Source organism: Streptomyces albicerus, assembly GCF_008905045.1.
In the GTDB taxonomy this organism is placed as follows: domain Bacteria; phylum Actinomycetota; class Actinomycetes; order Streptomycetales; family Streptomycetaceae; genus Streptomyces; species Streptomyces albicerus.
The window spans coordinates 63,611-84,994 of record NZ_VWMY01000051.1; the positions used below are offsets into that span (position 1 = coordinate 63,611).

General features: G+C 69.3%; 21 protein-coding genes. 19 read left to right on the forward strand and 2 right to left on the reverse strand.

Annotated elements, in window-relative coordinates:
- Positions 1-5: 5 nt before the first annotated feature.
- Genes GAS53_RS37625 through GAS53_RS37685 form a run of 13 tightly spaced genes read left to right on the forward strand, consistent with a single transcriptional unit; the run spans position 6 to position 14,471 of the window.
- A complete protein-coding gene (locus tag GAS53_RS37625; protein ID WP_151482258.1) occupies positions 6-1,529 on the forward strand; it encodes a right-handed parallel beta-helix repeat-containing protein in 1,524 nt (507 codons plus the stop codon).
- Position 1,530: 1 nt separating this feature from the next.
- Positions 1,531-2,847: an O-antigen ligase family protein gene (locus GAS53_RS37630; protein WP_151482259.1), complete on the forward strand. Its 1,317-nt coding sequence runs from the start codon at positions 1,531-1,533 to the stop codon at positions 2,845-2,847.
- Between the two features lie 2 nt (positions 2,848-2,849).
- On the forward strand, positions 2,850-4,091 hold the full coding sequence (locus GAS53_RS37635; protein ID WP_151482260.1) for a glycosyltransferase: 1,242 nt from the start codon (positions 2,850-2,852) through the stop codon (positions 4,089-4,091).
- The gene (locus tag GAS53_RS37640) at positions 4,088-5,323 is read left to right on the forward strand and encodes a class I SAM-dependent methyltransferase (protein ID WP_151482261.1); all 1,236 of its coding nucleotides are present in this window, start codon (positions 4,088-4,090) and stop codon (positions 5,321-5,323) included. Before GAS53_RS37635 ends, GAS53_RS37640 begins: the two co-directional genes overlap by 4 nt.
- On the forward strand, positions 5,320-6,129 hold the full coding sequence (locus GAS53_RS37645) for a glycosyltransferase family protein (RefSeq protein WP_151482262.1): 810 nt from the start codon (positions 5,320-5,322) through the stop codon (positions 6,127-6,129). Before GAS53_RS37640 ends, GAS53_RS37645 begins: the two co-directional genes overlap by 4 nt.
- On the forward strand, positions 6,126-6,773 hold the full coding sequence (locus tag GAS53_RS37650) for a PIG-L deacetylase family protein (protein WP_151482263.1): 648 nt from the start codon (positions 6,126-6,128) through the stop codon (positions 6,771-6,773). Before GAS53_RS37645 ends, GAS53_RS37650 begins: the two co-directional genes overlap by 4 nt.
- 3 nt (positions 6,774-6,776) lie before the next feature.
- Positions 6,777-7,802, forward strand: a complete 1,026-nt coding sequence (locus tag GAS53_RS37655) for an NAD-dependent epimerase/dehydratase family protein (RefSeq protein ID WP_151482264.1) — start codon at positions 6,777-6,779, stop codon at positions 7,800-7,802.
- Positions 7,803-7,822: 20 nt separating this feature from the next.
- On the forward strand, positions 7,823-9,097 hold the full coding sequence (locus GAS53_RS37660; RefSeq protein WP_151482281.1) for a DUF4910 domain-containing protein: 1,275 nt from the start codon (positions 7,823-7,825) through the stop codon (positions 9,095-9,097).
- 5 nt (positions 9,098-9,102) lie between these two features.
- The gene (locus tag GAS53_RS37665) at positions 9,103-10,392 is read left to right on the forward strand and encodes an MATE family efflux transporter (protein ID WP_404829382.1); all 1,290 of its coding nucleotides are present in this window, start codon (positions 9,103-9,105) and stop codon (positions 10,390-10,392) included.
- Positions 10,389-11,336 carry a glycosyltransferase family 2 protein gene (locus GAS53_RS37670; protein WP_151482266.1) on the forward strand — a complete coding sequence of 316 codons (948 nt, stop codon included), beginning with the start codon at positions 10,389-10,391 and terminating at the stop codon, positions 11,334-11,336. The genes GAS53_RS37665 and GAS53_RS37670 overlap by 4 nt, the downstream gene beginning before the upstream one ends.
- A complete protein-coding gene (locus GAS53_RS37675; RefSeq protein ID WP_151482267.1) occupies positions 11,333-12,571 on the forward strand; it encodes a polysaccharide pyruvyl transferase family protein in 1,239 nt (412 codons plus the stop codon). Before GAS53_RS37670 ends, GAS53_RS37675 begins: the two co-directional genes overlap by 4 nt.
- Positions 12,568-13,119 (forward strand): dTDP-4-dehydrorhamnose 3,5-epimerase, encoded by a 552-nt coding sequence (rfbC, locus tag GAS53_RS37680; RefSeq protein WP_151482268.1) that lies wholly within the window; start codon positions 12,568-12,570, stop codon positions 13,117-13,119. Before GAS53_RS37675 ends, rfbC begins: the two co-directional genes overlap by 4 nt.
- An 8-nt stretch (positions 13,120-13,127) precedes the next feature.
- A complete protein-coding gene (locus GAS53_RS37685; RefSeq protein WP_151482269.1) occupies positions 13,128-14,471 on the forward strand; it encodes a glutamate-1-semialdehyde 2,1-aminomutase in 1,344 nt (447 codons plus the stop codon).
- A 7-nt stretch (positions 14,472-14,478) separates the two neighbouring features.
- On the opposite strand, the gene GAS53_RS37690 is transcribed toward GAS53_RS37685, so the two are convergent.
- Together GAS53_RS37690 and GAS53_RS37695 are read right to left on the reverse strand one after the other, a co-directional pair.
- Positions 14,479-15,141 carry a phosphatase PAP2 family protein gene (locus tag GAS53_RS37690; protein WP_151482270.1) on the reverse strand — a complete coding sequence of 221 codons (663 nt, stop codon included), beginning with the start codon at positions 15,139-15,141 and terminating at the stop codon, positions 14,479-14,481.
- A complete protein-coding gene (locus GAS53_RS37695) occupies positions 15,138-15,344 on the reverse strand; it encodes a hypothetical protein (protein WP_151482271.1) in 207 nt (68 codons plus the stop codon). Before GAS53_RS37695 ends, GAS53_RS37690 begins: the two co-directional genes overlap by 4 nt.
- A gap of 15 nt (positions 15,345-15,359) precedes the next feature.
- Here GAS53_RS37695 and GAS53_RS37700 point away from each other — a divergent pair, with 15 nt between their 5' ends.
- From GAS53_RS37700 to GAS53_RS37725, 6 genes are all read left to right on the forward strand, one after another.
- Positions 15,360-15,767, forward strand: coding sequence for a transposase (locus GAS53_RS37700; RefSeq protein ID WP_151482272.1), 408 nt, complete (start codon positions 15,360-15,362; stop codon positions 15,765-15,767).
- Between the two features lie 1,290 nt (positions 15,768-17,057).
- Positions 17,058-17,774 carry a methyltransferase domain-containing protein gene (locus GAS53_RS37705; RefSeq protein WP_225859345.1) on the forward strand — a complete coding sequence of 239 codons (717 nt, stop codon included), beginning with the start codon at positions 17,058-17,060 and terminating at the stop codon, positions 17,772-17,774.
- Between the two features lie 230 nt (positions 17,775-18,004).
- Positions 18,005-18,349, forward strand: a complete 345-nt coding sequence (locus GAS53_RS37710) for a hypothetical protein (RefSeq protein WP_225859346.1) — start codon at positions 18,005-18,007, stop codon at positions 18,347-18,349.
- Positions 18,350-18,569: 220 nt separating this feature from the next.
- Positions 18,570-19,409: an IS5 family transposase gene (locus GAS53_RS37715; protein ID WP_151482274.1), complete on the forward strand. Its 840-nt coding sequence runs from the start codon at positions 18,570-18,572 to the stop codon at positions 19,407-19,409.
- 229 nt (positions 19,410-19,638) lie between these two features.
- Positions 19,639-20,427: a class I SAM-dependent methyltransferase gene (locus tag GAS53_RS37720; RefSeq protein ID WP_151482275.1), complete on the forward strand. Its 789-nt coding sequence runs from the start codon at positions 19,639-19,641 to the stop codon at positions 20,425-20,427.
- A gap of 315 nt (positions 20,428-20,742) precedes the next feature.
- Entirely contained in the window at positions 20,743-21,039 is a 297-nt protein-coding gene (locus GAS53_RS37725) for a hypothetical protein (RefSeq protein ID WP_151482276.1), read from the forward strand.
- Positions 21,040-21,384 lie beyond the last annotated feature (345 nt).

The window sequence follows — 21,384 nt, forward strand, 5'->3', positions numbered from 1 at the left end:
GGCGCGTGGGGATCAAGAGGCGGCACTGGGCGTCGGCGGCGGCACCGCTGGCGCTGGCCCTGCTGGCGGCGACCGGCTGTGACGGCACGTCGGACGCCGGGGCAAAGCCGACCCCCGCGCCGTCGTCCACGTCCGTGGCCCGGGTATGCGCCAAGCCCGCGGCCGGGCCGGCGAAGGCGCCGGCGGGCGCGGTGACGGTCGATCCCGCGGTGGTCGGTGACTTGGCAGCGAAGACCAAGAGCAGCCCCCCGAGCACCACGTTCTGGCTTCGACCGGGCAAGCACAGGCTCGACCCGGACCGCTACGCCCAGGTCCTTCCCAAGGAGGGGAACCGCTACATCGGCGCGCCGGGCGCGGTGCTCGACGGCGGGAAGAAGAACCAGTACGCGTTCGGCGGCAGTGCCGACAACGTCACGATCCGCTATCTGACCGTGCAGCGTTTCGTCGCACCGCACGACGAGGGCGTGGTCAACCACGACTCGGCCGACGGGTGGGTGATCGAGCACGCGACGATCCAGTACAACTCCGCCGCCGGGCTGATGGCCGGGGCCCGCCAGCAGGTCCGCGCCAGCTGCCTGCGCGACAACGGGCAGTACGGCATGAACGCGTACAAGGCCGGTGACTCCATCCGCGGCCTGGTGGTCGAGGGCAACGAGATCGTGGGCAACAACACCGGCGACTGGGAGCGGCGGCGGGAGGGCTGTGGCTGCACCGGAGGCATCAAGTTCTGGGCCGTCAACGGCGCCGACATACGCGGCAACTGGGTGCACGACAACCGCGGAACAGGGTTGTGGGCGGACACGAACAACAACGACTTCCGCATCGAGAACAACGTGCTCGAGGCCAACGACGGTGCCGCGCTGATCTACGAGACCAGCTACAACGCGGTCATCCGGAACAACAAGATCCGGCAGAACAACTGGGTCGAGGGCCGCAGGGAAGCCGCCCGCGGCGACAACTTCCCGTTCGCGACCGTCTACCTGTCCGAGTCCGGCGGCGAACCACGGGTCAAAGCACGCACCGACAAGGTCGAGGTCTACCGGAACGTGCTGGAGAACAACTGGTCCGGGATCACCCTGTGGGAGAATGCCGACCGGTTCTGCAACAGCCCGGCCAACACCTCGTCCGGTGACTGCACCTTGCTGGTGCCGGACTCAGACCGCTGCGCGCAGCCGGCGATCGCCAAGCCACCGCTCTACGCCGACTGCCGGTGGAAGACCCAGCGGGTGGACATCCACGACAACCGCTTCGTGCTGGACAAGTCCGTCGTCAAGTGCACGGCGAAGTGCGACCGCATGGCGGTCCTTGCCAACTACGGCACCTATCCGGACTGGTCGCCGTACAAGGGCGAGCGGGTGGCCGAGGCGATCACCCGCAAGCAGGACAACCGCTGGCACGACAACGTCTACCTCGGACCGTGGAAATTCGTCGCCTACGACCCGAGCCGGGTACTCACCTTCGGGAAGTGGCAGGGCACGCCGTACCAGCAGGACGCGGGCAGCACCTTCCGGGCACGGGCCGGTGGTTGAGATGGGCGCAGACCTGCGGCGCGGGGGGCTGCCGGGCGGACCGGACACGGCAGGCACACGGCCCGGCGCCGAACCGCGCCCGGCCGGCACACCGAGGATCGTCGGAATCGTCTGGGGGTTGCTGATCCTCAACACGCTCGGCTCCGCCGGGGCGAAGACCATCGTCCCGCTGCCCCGCTCCCTCATCCAGATGGCCACCATGGGCGCGCTGGTCGCCGCGTTCGCGCTGGCGCTCGCGGTCAATCTCCGGCTGCGCATCCGAGCGAGTGCCTACCTGTTCCTGCTCACCCTGCTGCTGGTGCCGAGCGTGATCGCCAGCGCGAACCTGGAGTCCGGGTTCGGCGCGCTGTTCCGCTGCACCAGGCTGGCTCTGTTCATCGGCACGCTGTGGCTGCTCAGCCGCTGGTGGGATGGCGGCCTGGCGTTCGTCCGGCACCACATCCGGATCTACTTCGCGGTGCTCGGATCGGTGGCCGCCGGCCTGGTCATCTCACCGGGCGCGGCCCTGCCCGAGATCTACGGCGGACGCCTGGTCGGCGCGTTGTGGCCGCTCACCCCGCCGCAGATCGGACAGTACGCAGCGGTGATCATCGGGCTCACCATGCTGCTCCTTCTGGGCCGCCGGACCGACCGGGCCAGCGCGGCGGTGGTCATCGTGCCGTCACTCGTCCTGCTCGCGTTGACCCATACCCGGACGGCCACGCTGGGCCTGATCATCGGCCTTGCGCTGGCGATCGGCTCGCTCATCCTGACCAGCGTCGCGGCCCGCCGGTTCTTCAGCTGGACGGTGCTGTGCGCCACGGTGGCCGCGGTGGGGTTCAGCTCCGCGCTCCAGGCGTGGTTCCTGCGCGGACAGAGCCAGGAGAACTTCTCCAACCTCACCGGTCGGGCCAAGGTCTGGGAGGCCCTGCTGGCAGCGCCCAGGACGACCGCGGACAAGGTGTTCGGCATGGGCCTGGGCGACAAGTCGTTCGGCGGGCTGCCGATCGACAACAGCTGGCTGGCCGTTTACCACGAACAGGGTCTGATCGGCATCGCCTTGGTGGCGGCAATCATCATCGTGCTTGCCGGCGTCGCGTTGCTGCGGCCACCGTCGCTGTCGAGGGCCTGTGCGATCTTCCTGATCAGCTACTGCGCGATCGCGTCGTACACCGAGGCCGGGCTTGGCGACGCCTCGCCGTATCTGCTGCATCTGGCCCTGGCCGCCTCGCTGTTGGCGGCACCTGCCGAGGCCGCTCCCCTCTCGACGCCCGAATCGACGCCCGAAGCCCCTCGACGACGCTTCCCGCGCTGGGCCCAAAGATCGGAGGTGACCTGAGCATGCACGTCCTCGTGGTGCACAACCGCTACGCCTCGGCGCAGCCGAGCGGGGAGAACAAGGTCGTCGACCAGGAGGTGGAACTGCTGCGCGCGGCCGGCCACCGGGTCGAGGTGTTCGAGCGGCGCAGCGACGACATCGCCGACCGGTCCCTGCTCGGCAAGGCCGCGGTGCCGCTGCTTGTGCCGTGGAACCCGGCGGTCCGCGCGGAGCTCGCCGCCCGTCTTCGCGCCGAGCGCCCGGACGTGGTGCACGTCCACAACGTCTTCCCGCTTCTGTCGCCGGCGGTGCTTGCCGCCTGCGCCGACGCCGGCGTGCCCGCCGTCGCCACGCTGCACAACTACACCCAGGTCTGCCCGCCCGGCACGCTGCAGCGGGACGGCCGGCCGTGCACCGAGTGCGTCGGCTCTGCGCCACTGCCCGCCGTCCGGCACGGCTGCTACCGGAACTCCCGGCTGGCGACGGTGCCGCTCGCGGTCAGCCTGTCGGTCAACCGGCGGCGGTGGTGGTCCGGCGTGGAGCGGTTCTTCTGCCTCTCCGCGGCGCAGCGCGACGTCCTGGTGCGGGCCGGCATGCCGGCCGAGCGGCTGGCGGTGAAGCACAACTTCGTGCCAGAGCCGGGCGCCCGCCGAGCGGGTGACGGCGAGCATCTGCTCTATCTCGGCCGTCTCGCGGAGGTTAAGGGCGTGCGGCTGCTCATGGCCGCGTGGGACGAGATCGCAGCGAGCGGCGGTGTGGGCGTGCCGCTCGTGATCGCCGGCGCGGGGCCACTGGCGCAAGAGGTGACCGCCTGGGCGGCGGGCCGGGACGACGTGCGCTACGTCGGCCTGTATGACACGGCGGAGAGCCGGAAGGCCGTCGCGCGGTCGGTCGCCGTCGTGGCTCCCTCGACGTGGCTGGAGGCGTTCGGCCTGGTGGTCGTGGAGGCGATGGCGGCGGGGGTGCCGACCGTCGCCGCCGGCCACGGCGCCTTCGTCGAACTCGTCGAGGACGGGGTGACCGGGCTGCTGCACCGGCCGGGCGAGCCCGCCTCGCTCGCGTCCTGCATACGCCGGATCACGGCCGAGCCGACCCGCAACCGGGAGATGGGCCAGGCGGCCCGGCGCCGTTACGAGCAGGGTTTCAGCCCGGCCGTCGGCCTTGAGCGCCTGGTGGATGAGTACCGCACCGCGATCGCGGGTCGGTCAGCACTGGCTCGCGGCGGAGACACCCGCGCGAGCAGGGGGGATGGGGACAGTAGATGACACGATGCCGACTCTGCGGCTCGGAAGCGATGGCGAGCGTCGTCGATCTCGGGGCGACGCCACCGTGTGAGAGCTTTCTCGCCGCGGACCAACTGGATCAACCGGAGCCCGCGTACCCGCTGCACCTGCGGGTCTGCACCGACTGCTGGCTGGCGCAGATACCTCCGCTGATCACGCCGGAGGAGACGTTCACGCAGTACGCGTACTTCTCCTCCTACTCGACCTCCTGGGTGGAGCACGCGCGCACGTTCGTCGCCGACGCCGTACAGCGCCTTGCGCTCGGCCCCGACGCCTTCGTGGTCGAGGTCGCGAGCAACGACGGATACCTGCTGAGGCACATGGTGGACCGGGGGATCCGCTGCCTCGGCATCGAGCCGTCGGTGAACGTCGGCGCCGCGGCGCGCGAGGCGGGCGTGCCCACGCTCACGGAGTTCCTGGACCCGGACACCGGCGCGGGCGTCCGCGCCGAGCACGGCCCGGCGGACCTGGTCGTGGCCAACAACGTGTACGCGCACATCCCCGACGTCGTCGGGTTCACCCAGGGGCTGCGCGCCCTGGTCGCCGACGACGGATGGGTCTCCATCGAGGTGCAGCACCTGCTGACCCTGATCGAGGAGAACCAGTACGACACGATCTACCACGAGCATTTCCAGTACTACACGGTCGCGTCCGCGACCCGGGCCCTTGCGAGCGGCGGGCTCACGCTCGTGGACGTCGAGCTGCTGCCCACGCACGGCGGCTCCATCCGGCTGTGGGCCCGGCCGGCCGAGGTGGCCGGCGAGCCGACGCAGCGGGTGGCCGACGTGCTGGACCGGGAAAAGGCGGCCGGGCTACAGGAGCTGTCCGGCTACACCGAGTTCTCCACCCGAGTGGCCAAGGTGCGCCGGGACCTGCTGCGGTTCCTCATCGAGGCGGCCGAGCGCGGCGAGACGGTGGTCGGCTACGGCGCCCCGGGCAAGGGCAACACCCTGCTCAACCACTGCGGCATCCGGCCCGACCTGCTCCCGTACACGGTCGACCGCAACCCCTACAAGCACGGCAGGTTCACCCCGGGCACCCGCATCCCGATCCTGTCGCCCGAGCAGATATCCGCCGACAGACCGGACTACGTCCTCATCCTCCCGTGGAACCTGCGGGCCGAGCTGGTCGAGCAGCTGTCCTTCGTGCACGACTGGGGCGGCCGGCTGGTCTTTCCCATACCGGAACTGAGCATTGTCGAGGTCAAGCCATGAAGGTCGTTCTGTTCTGCGGCGGTTATGGGCTGCGTATGCGCAGCGGAGCCTCCGACGACATGCCCAAGCCGATGGCGATGGTCGGTCCGCGGCCGCTGATCTGGCACGTCATGCGCTACTACGCGTACTACGGGCACACGGAGTTCATCCTGTGTCTCGGGTACGGGGCTCACCACATCAAGGACTTCTTCCTCAACTACGAGGAGACGGTGTCCAACGACTTCGTGCTGCGGGGCGGGCGGACCGAGCTGCTGTCCACCGACATCGCCGACTGGACCATCACGTTCGCGCAGACCGGCATCGAGTCACCGATCGGGGAGCGGCTGCGCCGGGTGCGGCATCACCTGGACGGCGACGAGATGTTCCTCGCCAACTACGCCGACGTGCTCACCGACGCCCCGCTGCCGGAGATGATCGACCGGTTCGCCCGGCGCGACGCCGGTGCGTCGATGATGGTGGTGCCGCCGCAATCGTCGTTCCACTGCGTGGAGTTGGGCGAGGACGGCCTGGTGGGGGGCATCACCGCGGTGAGCGAACTGCCGCTGTGGGAGAACGGCGGCTACTTCGTGCTCCGCCAGGAGGTCTTCGACCACATCCCGGAGAACGGGGACCTGGTCGCCGACGGATGCGCCCAACTCGCCAAGGGCGGCCGGTTGGTGGCGCACCAGCACCGGGGCTTCTGGAAGCCGACCGACACCGTGAAGGAGCGGGCCGCGCTCGACGACGCCTACGCCCGGGGCGACCGCCCGTGGGCCGTATGGGAACGGGACGGCGCGGGGGCGAGCACCGGAGTGGGGACCGCATGATCCAGCTCAGCGCCGGGCGTTTGGACCGTATCGTCGCGGTGGGCGCGCACTGCGACGACATCGCCATCGGCGCCGGCGGCACGCTGCTGACGCTGTGCCTCGCGCACCCGGGTATCCGCGTCGACGCACTGGTGCTCTCCGGCGGTGGCAGCGAGCGCGAGCAGGAGGAGCAGGCCGCGCTCGCCGCCTTCTGTCCGGGCGCCGACCTGCGGCTGACCGTGCTCAAGCTGCCGGACGGCCGACTGCCCGCGCACTGGGAAGAAGCCAAGGCCGCAATCGAGGAGCTGCGCGGGCAGACCGAGCCGGATCTCGTGCTGGCCCCGCGCACCGATGACGCGCACCAGGATCACCGCGGCCTGGCGAAGCTGATACCCACCGCATTCCGGGACCACCTCGTGCTCGGCTACGAGATCGTCAAGTGGGACGGCGATCTCGGCCGTCCGGCGGCGTACCAGCCGCTGTCGCCGGAGATCGCCGAACAGAAGGTGCGGCTGCTGCAGGAGCACTACCCCTCGCAGCGGCACCGGCCCTGGTACGACCGGGAGGCCTTCCTCGGCCTTGCACGAATCCGCGGCATCGAAAGCCACGCGCACTACGCCGAGGCGTTCGCCGTCACCAAACTCACGCTCAATCTGGGGGGATGAACCTTGCGCGTACTGCTGACCGGACACCAGGGCTACCTGGGCACCGTGATGGTCCCGGTCCTCGCGGCCGCCGGGCACGAAGTCGTCGGCCTTGACGCCGGCCTGTTCGCCGACTGCGTACTGGGCGAGCCGCCCGCGGACCCGCCGGGACAGCGGGTGGACCTGCGCGACGTCACGGCCGAACACGTGGCCGGGGTGGATGCCGTGATCCACCTGGCCGCGCTGTCCAACGACCCGCTGGGATCGCTGGCGCCGGACCTCACCTACGACATCAACCACCACGCGTCCGTACGCCTTGCCCGGCTGGCCCGCGACGCCGGAGTGCGGCGCTTCCTGTACGCGTCGACCTGCTCGGTCTACGGCGCCGCCGGCGGCGACGACCTGGTGGGCGAGGACGCCCCGCTGCGCCCGGTGACGCCGTACGCGGAGTCCAAGGTGCGGGTGGAGGACGACCTGCACGCCCTGGCCGACGGCGACTTCAGCCCGGTGTTCATGCGCAACGCCACCGCCTTCGGCTACTCACCCCGGCTGCGCGCCGACATCGTGCTGAACAACCTAGTGGGCCACGCGCTCCTGTCCGGCGAGGTCCTTGTGCTCTCCGACGGCACCCCCTGGCGCCCGCTGGTGCACGCCGCCGACATCGCACGGGCCTTCACGGCCGCGCTGACCGCGCCGCGCGAAGCGGTGCACGACCGGGCGTTCAACATCGGCAGCGAGATCAACAACGTCACGGTCGCCGAGATCGCCGAACAGGTCGCCGAGGCGGTGTCCGGCTCGAAGGTGGTGATCACCGGGGAGAACGGTGCCGATCCCCGGTCGTACCGGGTGGACTTCTCCCGGTTCCGCGCCGCGATACCCGGCTTCGACTGCGAGTGGACGGTGAAGCAGGGCGCGCTCGAACTCGCCGACGCCTACCGGAAGTTCGCGTTGACCCGGGAGGACTTCGAGCGGCGCTTCACCCGCCTTGCCGTGCTGCGCGCGGCGACCGACGCCGGCACCGTCGACGACACCCTGCGGTGGCGCCGATGACCGCGGTCGGCGAACAGCCGATGACCATCGCCGGCGAAGAGATGTACGCGCTGGTGGAGCGGCTGTACCCGCTGTGCCGGAGCATCACGGGCGACGGTGTGCGCGCCACCCTGGACATCGTCGGGGAGTACATCCCGCTGCAGGTGCACGAGGTCCCGACCGGGACCCAGGTACTCGACTGGACGGTGCCACAGGAGTGGAACATCCGGGACGCGTACATCGCCGACACCGCCGGCCACCGGGTCGTCGACTTCGCCGCGTCCAGCCTGCACGTACTCGGCTACAGCGTGCCGGTGTCGCAGACCCTGCCGCTGGCCGAGCTGCGTGAACACCTGCACACCCTGCCGGAGCACCCGAGTTGGGTGCCGTACCGCACCAGTTACTACAAGCCGGAATGGGGGTTCTGCCTGGCCCAGGAGACGCTGGACGCGATGCCGGACGGCGAGTACGAGGTACGCATCGACTCCACCCTCGCCGACGGACACCTCACCTACGCCGAGCACGTGGTCCCGGGACAGGTCCCCGATGAGGTGATCGTCTCCTGCCACGTCTGCCACCCGTCACTGGCCAACGACAACCTGGCCGGCATCGCGGTGGCGACGTTCCTGGCCCGGGCGCTGGCCCAGCAGACGCCGTACTACACCTACCGGTTCATCTTCGCGCCCGGCACCATCGGGGCGATCACCTGGCTGGCCCGCAACCAGGAGCGGGTGGAGCGCGTCAAGCACGGCCTGGTGCTGGCCTGCGCCGGCGACCCGGGCCAACTGACGTACAAGCAGAGCAGACGCGGCGACGCGGAGATCGACCGGGTGATGCGGCACGTGCTGGCCGCCTCCGAACGCCCGCACCACGTCACCGAGTTCACTCCGTACGGCTACGACGAGCGGCAGTTCTGCTCGCCCGGGTTCAATCTCGGCGTGGGCTCGCTCACCCGCACCCCGTACACCGGCTACCCCGAGTACCACACCTCGGCGGACAACCTGGACTTCGTCTCCCCGGAGGCGATGGCGGACACCCTTGCCGTCTGCCGCGAGGCGTCCGCCGTCCTCGACCGCAACCGGCAGTACGTCAACCTCAGCCCCTACGGCGAACCACAGCTGGGCAGACGCGGGTTGTACGACGCGCTCGGCGGCCGCAGCGACACCAAGCAGGCCCAGATGGCCATGCTCTGGGTGCTCAACCTGTCCGACGGCGAGCACAGTCTGCTGGACGTCGCCGAGCGGTCCGGTCTGCCGTTCGACACCGTCGCCGCCGCGGCCGACGCCCTGCACGGCGCCGGGCTGATCAAGGCATGACGCCAATGACCGCCGAAGGGGAGAAGACGACGAGACCGGCCGGATCCGCCCGGCGGGCCCTCGCCGGCCGGCTGTCCTGGGGACTGGCCGACCAGGCGGCCTCCAGCATGACCAACTTCGCGGTGGGGATCTACGTGGCGCGCTCGCTGGGGCTGACCGCGTTCGGCGTGTTCAGCCTGGCCTGGGTGACCTACGGCGTGGTGCTCAATGTCTCCCGCGGACTGGCCACAGACCCGCTCGTGGTGCGCTTCAGCGGCGTGTCGGCCGCGTCCTGGCGCACGGCGGTGGCCTGGTCGTCGGGTACCGCGCTCGGCGTCGGTGCCGCCCTGGGCGCGGCGTCTCTGGTGGTCGGCCTTGCTCTCGGCGGCAGTGTGGGGCCCGCGTTCGTCTGCCTCGGTGTCGTACTCCCGGGGCTGCTGCTGCAGGACGCATGGCGGTTCGCGTTCTTCGCCGCCGGCACCGGGCGGAAGGCGTTCGTCAACGACCTCGTGTGGGGTGTCGCGCTCGTCCCGGCCATGGTGGTGGCAGCCCGCGTGGGCAGCGTGGCCGCTTTCGTGCTCGCCTGGGGCACGTCCGCCACGGTGGCGGCGGGCTACGGCTACATCCAGTCCGGCATCCGGCCCCGGGTGACCAGGGCGCGCGGGTGGCTTCGCGAGCACCGCGATCTCGGCTACCGGTACCTGGCCGAGAACGTCAGCAACAGCGGCGCGGGCCAGCTGCGGGCGTACGGGCTCGGCGCGATCGTCGGGGTCGGCGCGGTGGGTGCGGTGCGGGGCGCCGAGCTCCTGCTCGGCCCGTTCCTCGCCGTGCTGATGGGTCTTTCGCTGGTCACAGTCCCGGAGGCGGCACGGGTGCTGCGGCGGGCTCCACACCGCCTTGGCTCGTTCTGTCTCCTGCTGGGCGGCGGGCAGGCCGCCGCCGCGCTGCTCTGGGGCGGGGCGCTGCTGCTGATGCCCGACCGGCTCGGCGAGTTCGTGCTCGGCGACGTCTGGCACTCCGCCGCACAGCTCATCGTGCCGGTCACCCTCGGCGTCGCGGGCGCCGGCCTCGGCACCGGCGCGGCGGCCGGGCTGCGCGCGCTCGGCGCGGCCCGGCACAGCCTGCGCTCCCAGCTGTTCGCCTCTGCCTGCTATGTCAGCGGCGGGCTCGGCGGGGCGGCCGTCGCCGGCACGGTCGGCTCGGCGTGGGGCGTCGCCGCCGCGACCATCAGCGGCTCGGCCGTGTGGTGGCTGCAGCTGCGGTCCGCCCGGCGCGAGCGCCACCGGAACCCCATCCCCGAAGTGAGGACCTCATGACCGCCCTTCCCAGGCTGAGCATCGGCCTGCCCGTGTACAACGGCGAGGAATACCTTGCCGAGGCGCTCGACGCCCTGCTCGGCCAGACCTACGAGGACTTCGAGCTGGTCATCTCCGACAACGCCTCGGTCGACGGGACCCAGGACATCTGCCGCAAGTACGCCGCGCGGGACTCGCGTGTCCGGTACATAAGGCTGTCCCGGAACATCGGTGCCGCACCGAACCACAACTACGTGTTCACCGAGTGCCGCGGCGAGCTGTTCAAGTGGGCCTCGCACGACGACCTTTACGCTCGCGACCTGCTGCGGCGCTGCGTTCAGGCGCTGGACGAGCGGCCGGACGTGATCCTTGCGCACTCCGGCCAGGCCGTCATCGACGGCGACGGCCAGGTGAAGGTTCCGTACGAGTACGGGCTCGCCACCGACTCGCCGCACGCGCCGGAGCGCTTCCGGAGTCTGCTGTTCGAGCCCGGCGGTGACGACTTCTACGGGGTGATGCGGGCCGACGTGCTGCGCCGGGTGAAGCCGCACGACAGCTACCACCACGCGGATCGCACGTTCGTCGCCGAGATCACCCTGCACGGGCCCTTCCACCAGGTGCCCGAGCTGCTGTACTTCCGCCGCGACCACCCCACACGCGCGGAGCGGGCGAACCCGAGCAAGCGCTCCCGGTGCGTCAACCTGGACCCGCGCCGGGCCGGCCCGCTGCACCCGACTCCCCGGCTGCTCGCCGAGTACGTCTGGGGCTTCGTCACGGCGATCCGGCGGGCGCCGCTGTCCCCGGCCGACCGGCGCGCGTGCTACCGCCACCTGGCCACATGGATGACCAGCCGGGTCCGGCCGGGCGCCGGCGAGCGGGTCGAGGACCGCGCCCCGGTCGACCCGGGCGGGCTCAATGTCTCCGTCGACGCCCTCGTCGCCGGGCGTGAGGGGAGGCAGGCATGACGTCCGGACACGAAACTCCGGTGCGCGTCGGGGTGTTCGGCCTGCTCGGCTCCGGCAACCTCGGCAACGACGGGTCGCTCCAGGCCGTGCTCGGGTACCTCCGCGCCGAGCACCCGGAGGCGGTCGTGGACGCGCTGTGCGGCGGACCCGAGGTCGTCGCGGCCCGGTACGGGATCCCCGCGACACGGCTGCACTGGTACCGCGGGGAGTACCGGACCGCGTCCCGTGCGAGCGCGATCGCGGCGAAGGGTCTGGGCAAACTCGTCGACGCCTTCCGCACCGCCGCCTGGGTGCGCCGGCACGACGTGGTGATCGTGCCGGGCATGGGCGTCCTGGAGGCCACGCTGCCGCTGCGGCCGTGGGGCTTCCCGTATGCGCTGTTCCTGCTCTGCGCATCCGGCCGGCTGCTTCGCACCCGGGTCGCGCTGGTCGGCGTCGGCGCTGACGCGATCAGCGACCGGCCGACCCGGGCCCTGGTGCGCTGGTCGGCGCGGCTGGCCACGTACCGCTCGTACCGGGACGCGCTGTCCCGCGACGCGATGCGGGCGATGGGTGTGGACACCGCGCGCGACGAGGTCTACCCGGACCTCGCCTTCGCCCTGCCGACGCCGCCGGCGAGCGCGCCATCGGGCCCGCCGGGCCCGGTCTGCGTCGGCGTCATGGCCTTCCACGGCGGCAACGACGACCGCGCCCGGGCCGAGGAGATCCACCGGCACTACCTCGACGGGACGACCCGCTTCGTCCGCGCGCTGGTCGAGGACGGCAGGACGGTCCGGCTGCTCACTGGCGACGAGTGCGATGCGCCGGTGGTCGCCGCGATCCTCGACGCGGTGGACTCGCCGATGGTCACCGCTGCCGAAGCGTCCTCGCTGGCCGACCTGATGAAGGAGACGGCGGCCGCTGACACCGTGGTGGCGACCCGCTACCACAACCTGATCTGCGCGCTGAAGGTCGGCACGCCGACGCTCGCACTCAGCTATGCGGCGAAGAGCGACGCGCTCATGGATCGGATGGGCCTTGCCGCCTACTGCCACCCGGCTCGCGACGTCGACGCCGACCGGCTGCTCGATCAGTTCCGGGCGCTGGAGAAGCGATCGGCGGAGCTGCGGCGGACCCTCTCCGAGCGGAACCTGGTCGCCGCCCGACAACTCGAGGACCAGTTCACCGCCTTGACCGCGGCTCTGTTCCCGGCGACCGACCACACCCACGCCCACACCATGCGGAAGGCTCCATGAAAGCGACCGAAGTCCCGGAGATCGCCGGCGCGTACCTGTTCCAGCCGACGCCGTACGCCGACGAGCGCGGCTTCTTCTGCCGCACCTTCGACGCCGACGTGGTCCGCGCGGTGGGCCTCGACCCGGACGCCTTCATCCAGGACAGCCTGTCCCGCTCGATCCGGGGCGTGCTGCGCGGCCTGCACCTGCGCTCCGGCGCCGGCGAGTCCAAGCTGGTGCGTTGCTCGTACGGGAGGATCTTCGACGTCGTCGTGGACCTGCGGACGGACTCGCCGACCTACCGCAACCGGGCCTTCTTCGAGCTGTCCGACGAGACGCAGATGACCCTGTACATCCCGGCGGGGTGCGCGCACGGTTTCCAGGCGTTGACCGAAACCGCCGACACCTCGTACCGGATCGACCGCCCGCACGATCCGGCCGAGGACGTGACGATTGCCTTCGACGACCCGGAGCTCGCCATTCCCTGGCCGCTGCCGGTCACATCGATGTCCCAGCGGGACCGGGAGGCGCCGAGCCTCGCCGAGGTCCTGAAGCGAAGAGAGAAGTGAGGGTCGGCGTGGACACCGAACACACCGAAGAAACCGAGGAGTTCCTCCTGCCCCGGTCGCGGACGGCGAATGAGCGGCTGCACGCCATGATCCCCGGGGGCGCGCACACCTACGCCAAGGGCGACGACCAGTACCCCGAGAACCTGGCCCCGGTCATCAGCCACGGCCACGGTGCCCACGTGTGGGACATCGACGGCAACCGCTACATCGAGTACGGCTCCGGCCTGCGGTCGGTCAGCCTCGGCCACGCCCACCCACGCGTGATCGAGGCGGTGCGGCGAGAACTCGACCGCGGCAGCAACTTCGTCCGGCCGTCCATCGTGGAGGTCGAGGCGGCGGAACGCTTCCTGGCCACCGTGCCGACCGCCGAAATGGTGAAGTTCGCGAAGAACGGCTCCGACGCCACCACCGCCGCGGTGCGCCTCGCCCGCGCCGCCACCGGGCGCCCGCGGGTGGCCCTCTGCGCCGACCATCCGTTCTTCTCCACCGACGACTGGTTCATCGGCACCACGCCGATGTCCGCCGGCATTCCGGCGGCGACCAACGAGCTGACCGTGGCATTCCCCTACGGGGACCTGGCCGCCACGGAGGAACTGCTCACCCGGTACCAGGACGAGGTCGCCTGTCTGATCCTCGAACCCGCCACCCACACCGAGCCGCTACCCGGATACCTCGCCGGCCTGCGCGAGCTGGCCGACCGGCACGGCTGCATACTGATCTTCGACGAGATGATCACCGGCTTCCGCTGGTCCGAGGCCGGGGCCCAGGACCTGTACGGCGTCGTCCCCGACCTCTCCACGTTCGGAAAGGCGCTGGGCAACGGGTTCGCCGTCTCCGCACTGGCCGGGCGCCGTGATCTGATGGAGCTGGGCGGACTGCGTCACTCCGGCGAACGGGTGTTCCTGCTGTCGACCACGCACGGTGCCGAAACACACTCGCTCGCCGCCGCGATGGCCGTGCAGACCACCTACGTCGAGGAGGGCATCACCGCGCGGCTGCACACCCTCGGCGAGCGGTTGGCCGCCGGTGTCCGCGACGCGGCGGCCACCATGGGCGTCGGCGACCACATCGTCGTCCGGGGCCGGGCCAGCAACCTGGTCTTCGCCACCCTCGACGAGAACCACCAGCCGTCGCAGCAGTACCGCACCCTGTTCCTGCGCCAACTCCTCGCGGGCGGGGTGCTGGCCCCGTCGTTCGTGGTGAGCAGCGCGCTCAGCGACGCCGACATCGACCGCACCGTCGACGTGGTGACCCAGGCATGTGGGGTGTACCGGAAAGCACTGGACGCCTCCGACCCCACCCCCTGGCTGGCCGGGCGACCGGTGAAGCCCGTATTCCGCCGCTTGGCGTGACGTGACGTCAGCGGCGGTCCCACCGACCGGCGTCGGCCATCCGGTCGACCAGCCACGCGGTCGCCGGCATCACCGCCAGCGCGGTGCACCAGCCGCCGAGGACGTCGGTCGGGTAGTGCGCGCCCAAGGCAACCTGCGCCCACCCCATCGCGGCGCCGGCAACCAACGCCGCGGCGAGCACGAGCAACGTGCCCGCTGTCCTACCGAGGCCGAGCCAGCCGGTCGCGAGCAGCGCCACCATGAGGGCGAGCGCGGTGACGAAGGCGGTGTGCCCGCTCGGATAGGACAGGTTGCCATCGCCGTGGATGGTGCGTCCCACCAGCGACTTGAGCAGCGTCGTCGTCGCCACGGCCATGCCGGCACCGGCAACGACGAGCACCGCCGCGCGAGGCCACCGAAGCAGCAGGCAGCCCGTCACGGAGGCCACGACCAGCATCGCCGCTCCGGCGGGCTCCCCCAGGAAGTCCGTGGCCAGAGCGACGCGCCGCCACGGCGGCCGCACACTGTCCGCCGTCGGCTGGATGATCCACCTGTCCATCCTGCCGGGCTCGCTGTGGCCGGCGTACACGGCCCCGAGCACCACGACCACCAGCGCGGCGAGGGCCGCGATCAGCCCGAGCCACGCGCGCACCGATGGGTGCAGCACGGCGGGCGCCGACCGGCCGGTCACACGCCCACCGCGTCCGGTCGACCTGCGGTACTTTGCCCTGATCGGTAGATGATGTTCCGGACCTTGACTTCTTGAGGCAGGGTGACGGTGCGCCCCTTCATCCGACCCGTGGGCAGCCATAAATCAGCAGCTTCCTGTTTCCCCCGCTCCAGGCCCTCTTGAAGACTGCCCGGCCTGCTTTCGGTGACCTTCTTGTCTGCCATGCGCAGCAGTGGTTCATGTCCCGGTCCCTGTGGGACCACGAGCCGGTCACCGACCGGTGGACCGACCTGCTGATGCCCGCGTCGGCGATCGCGCCTCACGACGCGGGGGCGTTGTTTCCGGACGACTCCGGTGACTGTAAGTCCGGGCACGCCGCGGCCTATAGGTCCCGCCAGTACCTCGGCTCCCGCGGACAGGTCGGAAACGGCATCGTCGCGGCCACCACCGCCCAGGCCTATGAGCGCGTGCATTGTCCCCCGCAAACTGTTCGTCACCAGTCGGCTCCCACCCTGCTGCAAGAGCCCGCCGATCCGGCGATTCGCACCAAAGGCCAACCAGCCGCCCACCTGGTGGTCCGGGCACGCGCCGCGTGCATCGCGTTTCGGGCTCTGGTCGCCGACGGCCCCTGCAACCCCGGCGGATGACCGCACTTCATCGCCGAACTCGACCGCGCCACGACCCCCTGCTCGGTGGCGGTCGAGCCGAACAGCCCGCTCATGACCGAGACCGGGAAAAGCCCGCGCACCGTCGCAAACCATCCGACAGATGTGATGCACCTCCCCCTCCCGTCGAGGCCTACGCCATGTCACCCGCCGCCACCGCGATACCGCGCCCCGAGAACTGCCCACTGCCGCCCGCCGAGATCGCCGGGACTGTCAGATGTACGGGCTGCGCGCGACTGGACCGAGCAGGATTGCAAACACGTCAAGCGCGAACCGGGCCGGGCCGATTTCCGGGCCCGCTTCGACTGCGCGATCCAACGCCACTGATGCTGGTCGACGTGGTCTTCGGCTTCTGCCCGCGCCAACTTCCCACCCACAGCCCCCCATTGTGTCTGACTTGGCCCGCGCGGGAGCCGTCAGTCCGTGCAGCCCCGAACTCGCCGTCCTGTCCATCACTCTGGTCAAGGCATCAAAATCAGTCTCTACTTGCCACCCTAACCAACGAGGCGGTCGCGGTGAACCGCCGTTGGAAAGTCCGCGGGTCAACACTCCGCGAATTCTGGTTCTGGATCGCTTTCCCATGCCGGAGCCACGATATGTCAGCACGCCCGCCTCCCTGCAATTGACGTCCGCTCAGTACGGCGTCATCCGTGCGTCAAGTGGCCCAGTGGCGCCGGCAAGCAGCCAAACCGCAGTTCAGGCTGCCTGTCGGACTGGCTCGAGAATGGCGACGCACTCCATGTGCGAGGACATCGGAAAGATGTCATGGACAGTGGGGCCGAAATGATTCTTGACCCTTCGGGCCGACTGTCGGGCCTCAAAGCGCCAAACGGGCCTTACGACCCAGGCATGCGCCGGCCTCTGGGTGGGCGCGAACTGCCGCCGACGGCGGGAGGTATCGGGTTGTTCGTCGGCTCGTGCTCGCTGATGGAGGTGGCTGGTGCCGTCGGCACGGCGACTGCCGGAGGCGGGGAGAAGAGGGGCTGCGGGGAAGTCGCGCGGCTGCGAAGGAAGCCGAGGCGCCGGCCGAGACTCGCGTGCCGGCCACCAAGGATCGACCAGCAGCCTTACCGGGAAGGAGCAGTCGGGCGTGAGAGCCCGGCGCCGTGGACCGGCCCTCGACTGCCGCGTAGCGAAGTTCGCCGTTCCTCTGCGCGTCCGCGTCCGTGATCCTATGCTTTGGGTACCGAGGGGTGGAAACGAGCGGGGGCATGCCTGGTGAGCCCAGCAGTGCGGGGAACGTCAGCATTGAAGTCGGGGGTCAAGCGGCTCTTGGGACGTGCGGGATTCGACATCGTGCGCACCAACAACAACCGGGGTGGAGTGGACGACTTCATCCCCTTCGAGGCAACGATGCGGGCTGCACGGGCGGCCGGCTTGTCGGTCGGTGACTACATCGACGAGGTCATGAACGGGACGCCTGGCGCCACCCGGTTCACCATCGATGAACTACGCGCTCTCGGCGTCTTCACTGCCAACCCGGACACGGTGCTGGAGATCGGCCCCGGGTCCGGACGGTACCTGGAGAAGACGCTGAAGGAGTGTTCACCAGGCCGCTACGAGATCTACGAGACGGCAGCGCCCTGGTCCAACTACCTGGTGGACACATTCGGCGTGGTCGCCCAACCGACCGCAGGATGCAGTCTCGCCTCGACACCCGACGGCAGCATCGACCTCGTTCAGGCCCACAAGGTCTTCAACACCGTGACCTTCCTCTGCGCCTCCCGCTACTTCTTCGAGATGGCACGTGTCACGCGACCCGGTGGTCGGATCGTCTTAGACGTAATGACGGAGACCTGCCTGGACCCGGCCACGGTGCGTGCCTGGGCAACGAAGGGCGGCGCCGGGCACGGCTCCTACCCAGCCGCCATGCCTCGCCAGACATGCGTGGACCTCTTCGCGACCCTCGGCTGCAGCCTGGAGGCCAGCTTCCTGGCCCCCATGGGCGTCGCCTCCACCGAGGTGCTTGTCTTCGGAAAGGGGGCTTGACCCTTACGGCTACGGCGTAGTGCGCGATTGAGGTCGGGGTCTTGTGCCCTGGGAGGTTGGCTGGTGGGTGACTACCGCAGGACTGCGTGGTCGGAGACCGATCCGGCGACAGCCTGGTGGGTCTCGTCGCAGTACTCGCGGCGCCCGATGTTGCGCTGGAGGGATGATCGATTCCGAGGGATCGATCACCTCTTGACCTCAACCGTGCTTGTGCCAGCACCGTGGTTCACATGACCACGGAATTCGCGACACACGCCGCAGACATCGAAGCCATCGAGCAGGTCGTTGCCACCGTCGAGCACTCACAGGGCACCGACGAGCTCCTCCCTTCCGCCTACCGGCACATCCTCGCCCTGTTCGAAGGCACCGAAGACGGCTTGCGCGCCCGAGAGGTCCGCCAGGCGCTGGGAACCGGCACCGAGAACCGCCACGTCGAAAACACCCGGGCCAAGCTCAAACGCCTGGTCAGCCGCGGCATTCTCACCGAACCCGAGCCCGGGTTGTTCACGCTGCCACGCCCGATGCCACCCACGTCAAAGCAGAACCTGGCGAATCCTCACAGAACACCCACTTAGTGGGCATTTAGAGATGCTCTATGGCGGTAAGTGACTTTCACGGCCGTCAGGTTTGAGGTATTTGCTCCATATGTGCACCCTCGCGTCCATCGAGCTGTGGATTTGGCCGCCCGTTTGCTCCGGTTCTCGTGTACGAAGTCCGTCTGGTTTGAAGATCAGACAGAAACGCCCAGCGGCAGCGAAACAGCACCATCCGCCGCATCCATGATCACGCTACGGCGTGAGCCAGCGGAAGCCGTACCCCAGCGACCTGTCCGACGCCCGATGGGCCTTAATCGAGCCGACGTTGACAGCCTGGAGAAAGGCTCGGCTCGACCGCAGGCCCACCGGGCAGCCGGCCAAGGTCGACCTGCGCGACGTATTCAACGCACTCCCCTACATCAACCGCACCGGAATCCCCTGGAAATACCTCCCGCACGACTTCCCCAACCACGGCACCGTCTACGCCTACTACGCCGCCTGGCGCGACGAGGGAATCCTCACCCAGCTCAACTACGACCTCACCGGCCTGGCCCGCGTAAAGGAAGGACGCAAGCCCGAACCGACCGCTTCCGTGATCGACACCCAGAGCGTGAAGACCTCCACCAATGTGCCTCTGACCAGCCAGGGAACCGACGCCGCCAAGAAGATCGTCGGCAGGAAGCGGGGCATCATCACCGACACACTCGGTCTACTCCTCGCCGTGACCGTCACCGCCGCAAGCCTGTCCGAGAACGCCGTCGGAATCCAGCTCCTCGACCAGGCCAAGAAGACCTACCCCAGCATCTCCAAGAGCTGGGTCGACACCGGCTTCAAGAACGCCGTCATCGAGCACGGCGCCAGCCTCGGAATCGACGTCGAAGTCGTCAACAGAAACCCAGGAGTCCGCGGCTTCCACGTTGTCAAAAGGCGCTGGGTTGTCGAACGAAGTATTGGCTGGATCATGTTGCACCGGCGCCTCGCCCGAGACTACGAGACCCTGCCCGCCAGCTCCGAGGCCATGATCCACGTCGCCTCGATCGACAACCTCACCAAGCGCATAACGGACGAGACGACACCCACCTGGCGAGGAACTTACTAGGAGATAAAGGGCAATCCACCTAGATCAAACGCCCTCTAAGAGCCTGTGTCTGAGCTTGCAATGACATAGGAATGGGCATCTGGCCTGGGCAGTTGTCGAAGGCTCCTGATTGGTGCTGAGCTCTCGTCGGACACTTGGGAGGTCGCGGAGCCGGTCTTGTCTTCTGCTGGCAGCGATCAGCGTGCTGAGGAGCTGTTCTGATCGGCCTGCTCTTGCCAGGGTGAGGGGCATGACGGTGGGTTTCAGTGGTGAGGTTGCCGAGTACTACGCGAAGTACCGTCGCGGCTACCCGTCTCCGGTCATCGAGGCTCTGCAAGCAGCCTTCGCACTGGATGCTGATGACGTCGTGCTGGACCTCGGATGCGGCACCGGCCAGCTCGCTCTCCCGCTCGCTAGCCGGGTCCGTTCCGTTATCGGGATGGACCCGGAACCGGACATGCTCCGGCTCGCCGGGGAAACGGCCACGGGGCAGGGCGTGCGCAACGTGACATGGGTGCTGGGCGCCGACAGTGATGTTCCCGCGGTGGGGGCGCTGTTGGGGCAGAAGTCCGTGGCGATGACGGTGATTGGGCAGGCACTGCATTGGATGCGGCACGAGGAGCTTTTCCGCGCATTGGTGCCTTTGTTTCGCGCGGGAGGGGGTGTCGCCGTGGTGGCCAACGGCACACCGTTGTGGTTGCAGGACTGTGCCTGGTCGCGTGCTCTGCGGGCCTGTCTGGAGGATCACTTCGGCACGAGGCTGGAGGCGACCTGTGGGACCAGCGCGCAGGACCGGCGTCGATACGCGGAAGCGCTCCAGGCCGCAGGGTTCGCAGGTGTGCGGGAAACGCTGATCGACTACAGCGATGAGCTGAGCTTCGACGAGCTCATCGGCGGCGTCTACTCCGCGATCCCCGCAGACGAACTTCCCGGACGGGACGATCGGCCGGCGTTTGCCGAGCGGATTCACCAGTCGCTTCCGTCGGGCCCGTATCTCGAAAGGGTCCAGGTCTCCGTGCTCATGGGCCGGGTGACGTGATCGGTCCCGTGTCTGCCAAGGCGACCGTTCGTATGGGGGCGGCATGGTCAGGGACGGCGTTCCCCGGCTGCGGCTGGTCGGGGTCACGGACGACGACACCGGGCCGCGGCTGTGCCGTGGGTGCGGCGGTCCGCTGACGCTGGCGGCGAAGGCGGCTGACCGGCGACCCTGTTGCCCCTGCCCGGGTACTTCCACTATGAGATCACGAATCTTGGCGCGTCATCCGCACATCTTGGAATTTTTCATATTATCTTTCGTAACTGTACGAAGTCGATCTCTTGCGGATCGCAACCACCTCACTCCACCGGAGATGACATGCACAAGCTTCGCAAGGCTGCCGTCCTGGTCGCCGCCATCGGCAGCGTCGGACTCCTGAGCGCCGGCACCGCCAACGCCCAGGGTGGCGGCGACGGCGGTCACGGCGGCAAGGACGGGGGCAAGTCCGTCCTGCAGAGCTCCAACTGCAAGTCGCACGACCTGAACGTCGATGTCCTCGGCCAGGTCGGCGTGCTCAACGGCGTGCTGGGCAATGCGCTCAACGGCGAGGGCAACTCGGGCGGGCAGGACACTCACCTGGGGGCGTCCATGGGCTGCGGCAACAGCGTCCACTAGGCCGTGGTTTAGAGCGTATTGGTCTGCTGGGTTGGCCGCCCGCCGCTGAATGCATGGGCGGCCAACCAGGCGATGGGGTCGTTGACGATCCGGCAGATGCCGCCGTCCGTGGTGGCCTCGTGTTCGCGTTGGGGTTGTTGCCCCCTCCGCTGATCGGAATGAACGGGGCGTTCTCGGGCGGGTCGTCGAGTGGCGCCCGTTCTCACTGGCGGTGCAGCAGTTGGGTTGCCGCCATGATCCGGTATTCCCCTAGGCACTGTTTCTCGGATCTCCTGATGTGAGTGGGGTGTTGGGGTCAGGCTGGCGGTATGGGCCGTGGGGATTTAACGAATGCGGAGTGGGATC

What these genes read in the sequence shown, in the direction of transcription:
- GAS53_RS37665 (WP_404829382.1), top strand. Translation starts at nt 9,103, where the DNA reads ATGACCGCCGAAGGGGAGAAGACGACGAGACCGGCCGGATCCGCCCGG.
- GAS53_RS37675 (WP_151482267.1), top strand. Translation starts at nt 11,333, where the DNA reads ATGACGTCCGGACACGAAACTCCGGTGCGCGTCGGGGTGTTCGGCCTG.
- GAS53_RS37630 (WP_151482259.1), top strand. Translation starts at nt 1,531, where the DNA reads ATGGGCGCAGACCTGCGGCGCGGGGGGCTGCCGGGCGGACCGGACACG.
- GAS53_RS37695 (WP_151482271.1), bottom strand. Translation starts at nt 15,344, where the DNA reads ATGGCAGACAAGAAGGTCACCGAAAGCAGGCCGGGCAGTCTTCAAGAG.
- GAS53_RS37725 (WP_151482276.1), top strand. Translation starts at nt 20,743, where the DNA reads ATGCACAAGCTTCGCAAGGCTGCCGTCCTGGTCGCCGCCATCGGCAGC.
- GAS53_RS37635 (WP_151482260.1), top strand. Translation starts at nt 2,850, where the DNA reads ATGCACGTCCTCGTGGTGCACAACCGCTACGCCTCGGCGCAGCCGAGC.
- GAS53_RS37710 (WP_225859346.1), top strand. Translation starts at nt 18,005, where the DNA reads ATGACCACGGAATTCGCGACACACGCCGCAGACATCGAAGCCATCGAG.
- GAS53_RS37645 (WP_151482262.1), top strand. Translation starts at nt 5,320, where the DNA reads ATGAAGGTCGTTCTGTTCTGCGGCGGTTATGGGCTGCGTATGCGCAGC.
- GAS53_RS37700 (WP_151482272.1), top strand. Translation starts at nt 15,360, where the DNA reads ATGTCCCGGTCCCTGTGGGACCACGAGCCGGTCACCGACCGGTGGACC.
- GAS53_RS37640 (WP_151482261.1), top strand. Translation starts at nt 4,088, where the DNA reads ATGACACGATGCCGACTCTGCGGCTCGGAAGCGATGGCGAGCGTCGTC.
- GAS53_RS37670 (WP_151482266.1), top strand. Translation starts at nt 10,389, where the DNA reads ATGACCGCCCTTCCCAGGCTGAGCATCGGCCTGCCCGTGTACAACGGC.
- GAS53_RS37660 (WP_151482281.1), top strand. Translation starts at nt 7,823, where the DNA reads ATGACCATCGCCGGCGAAGAGATGTACGCGCTGGTGGAGCGGCTGTAC.
- GAS53_RS37650 (WP_151482263.1), top strand. Translation starts at nt 6,126, where the DNA reads ATGATCCAGCTCAGCGCCGGGCGTTTGGACCGTATCGTCGCGGTGGGC.
- GAS53_RS37720 (WP_151482275.1), top strand. Translation starts at nt 19,639, where the DNA reads ATGACGGTGGGTTTCAGTGGTGAGGTTGCCGAGTACTACGCGAAGTAC.
- rfbC (WP_151482268.1), top strand. Translation starts at nt 12,568, where the DNA reads ATGAAAGCGACCGAAGTCCCGGAGATCGCCGGCGCGTACCTGTTCCAG.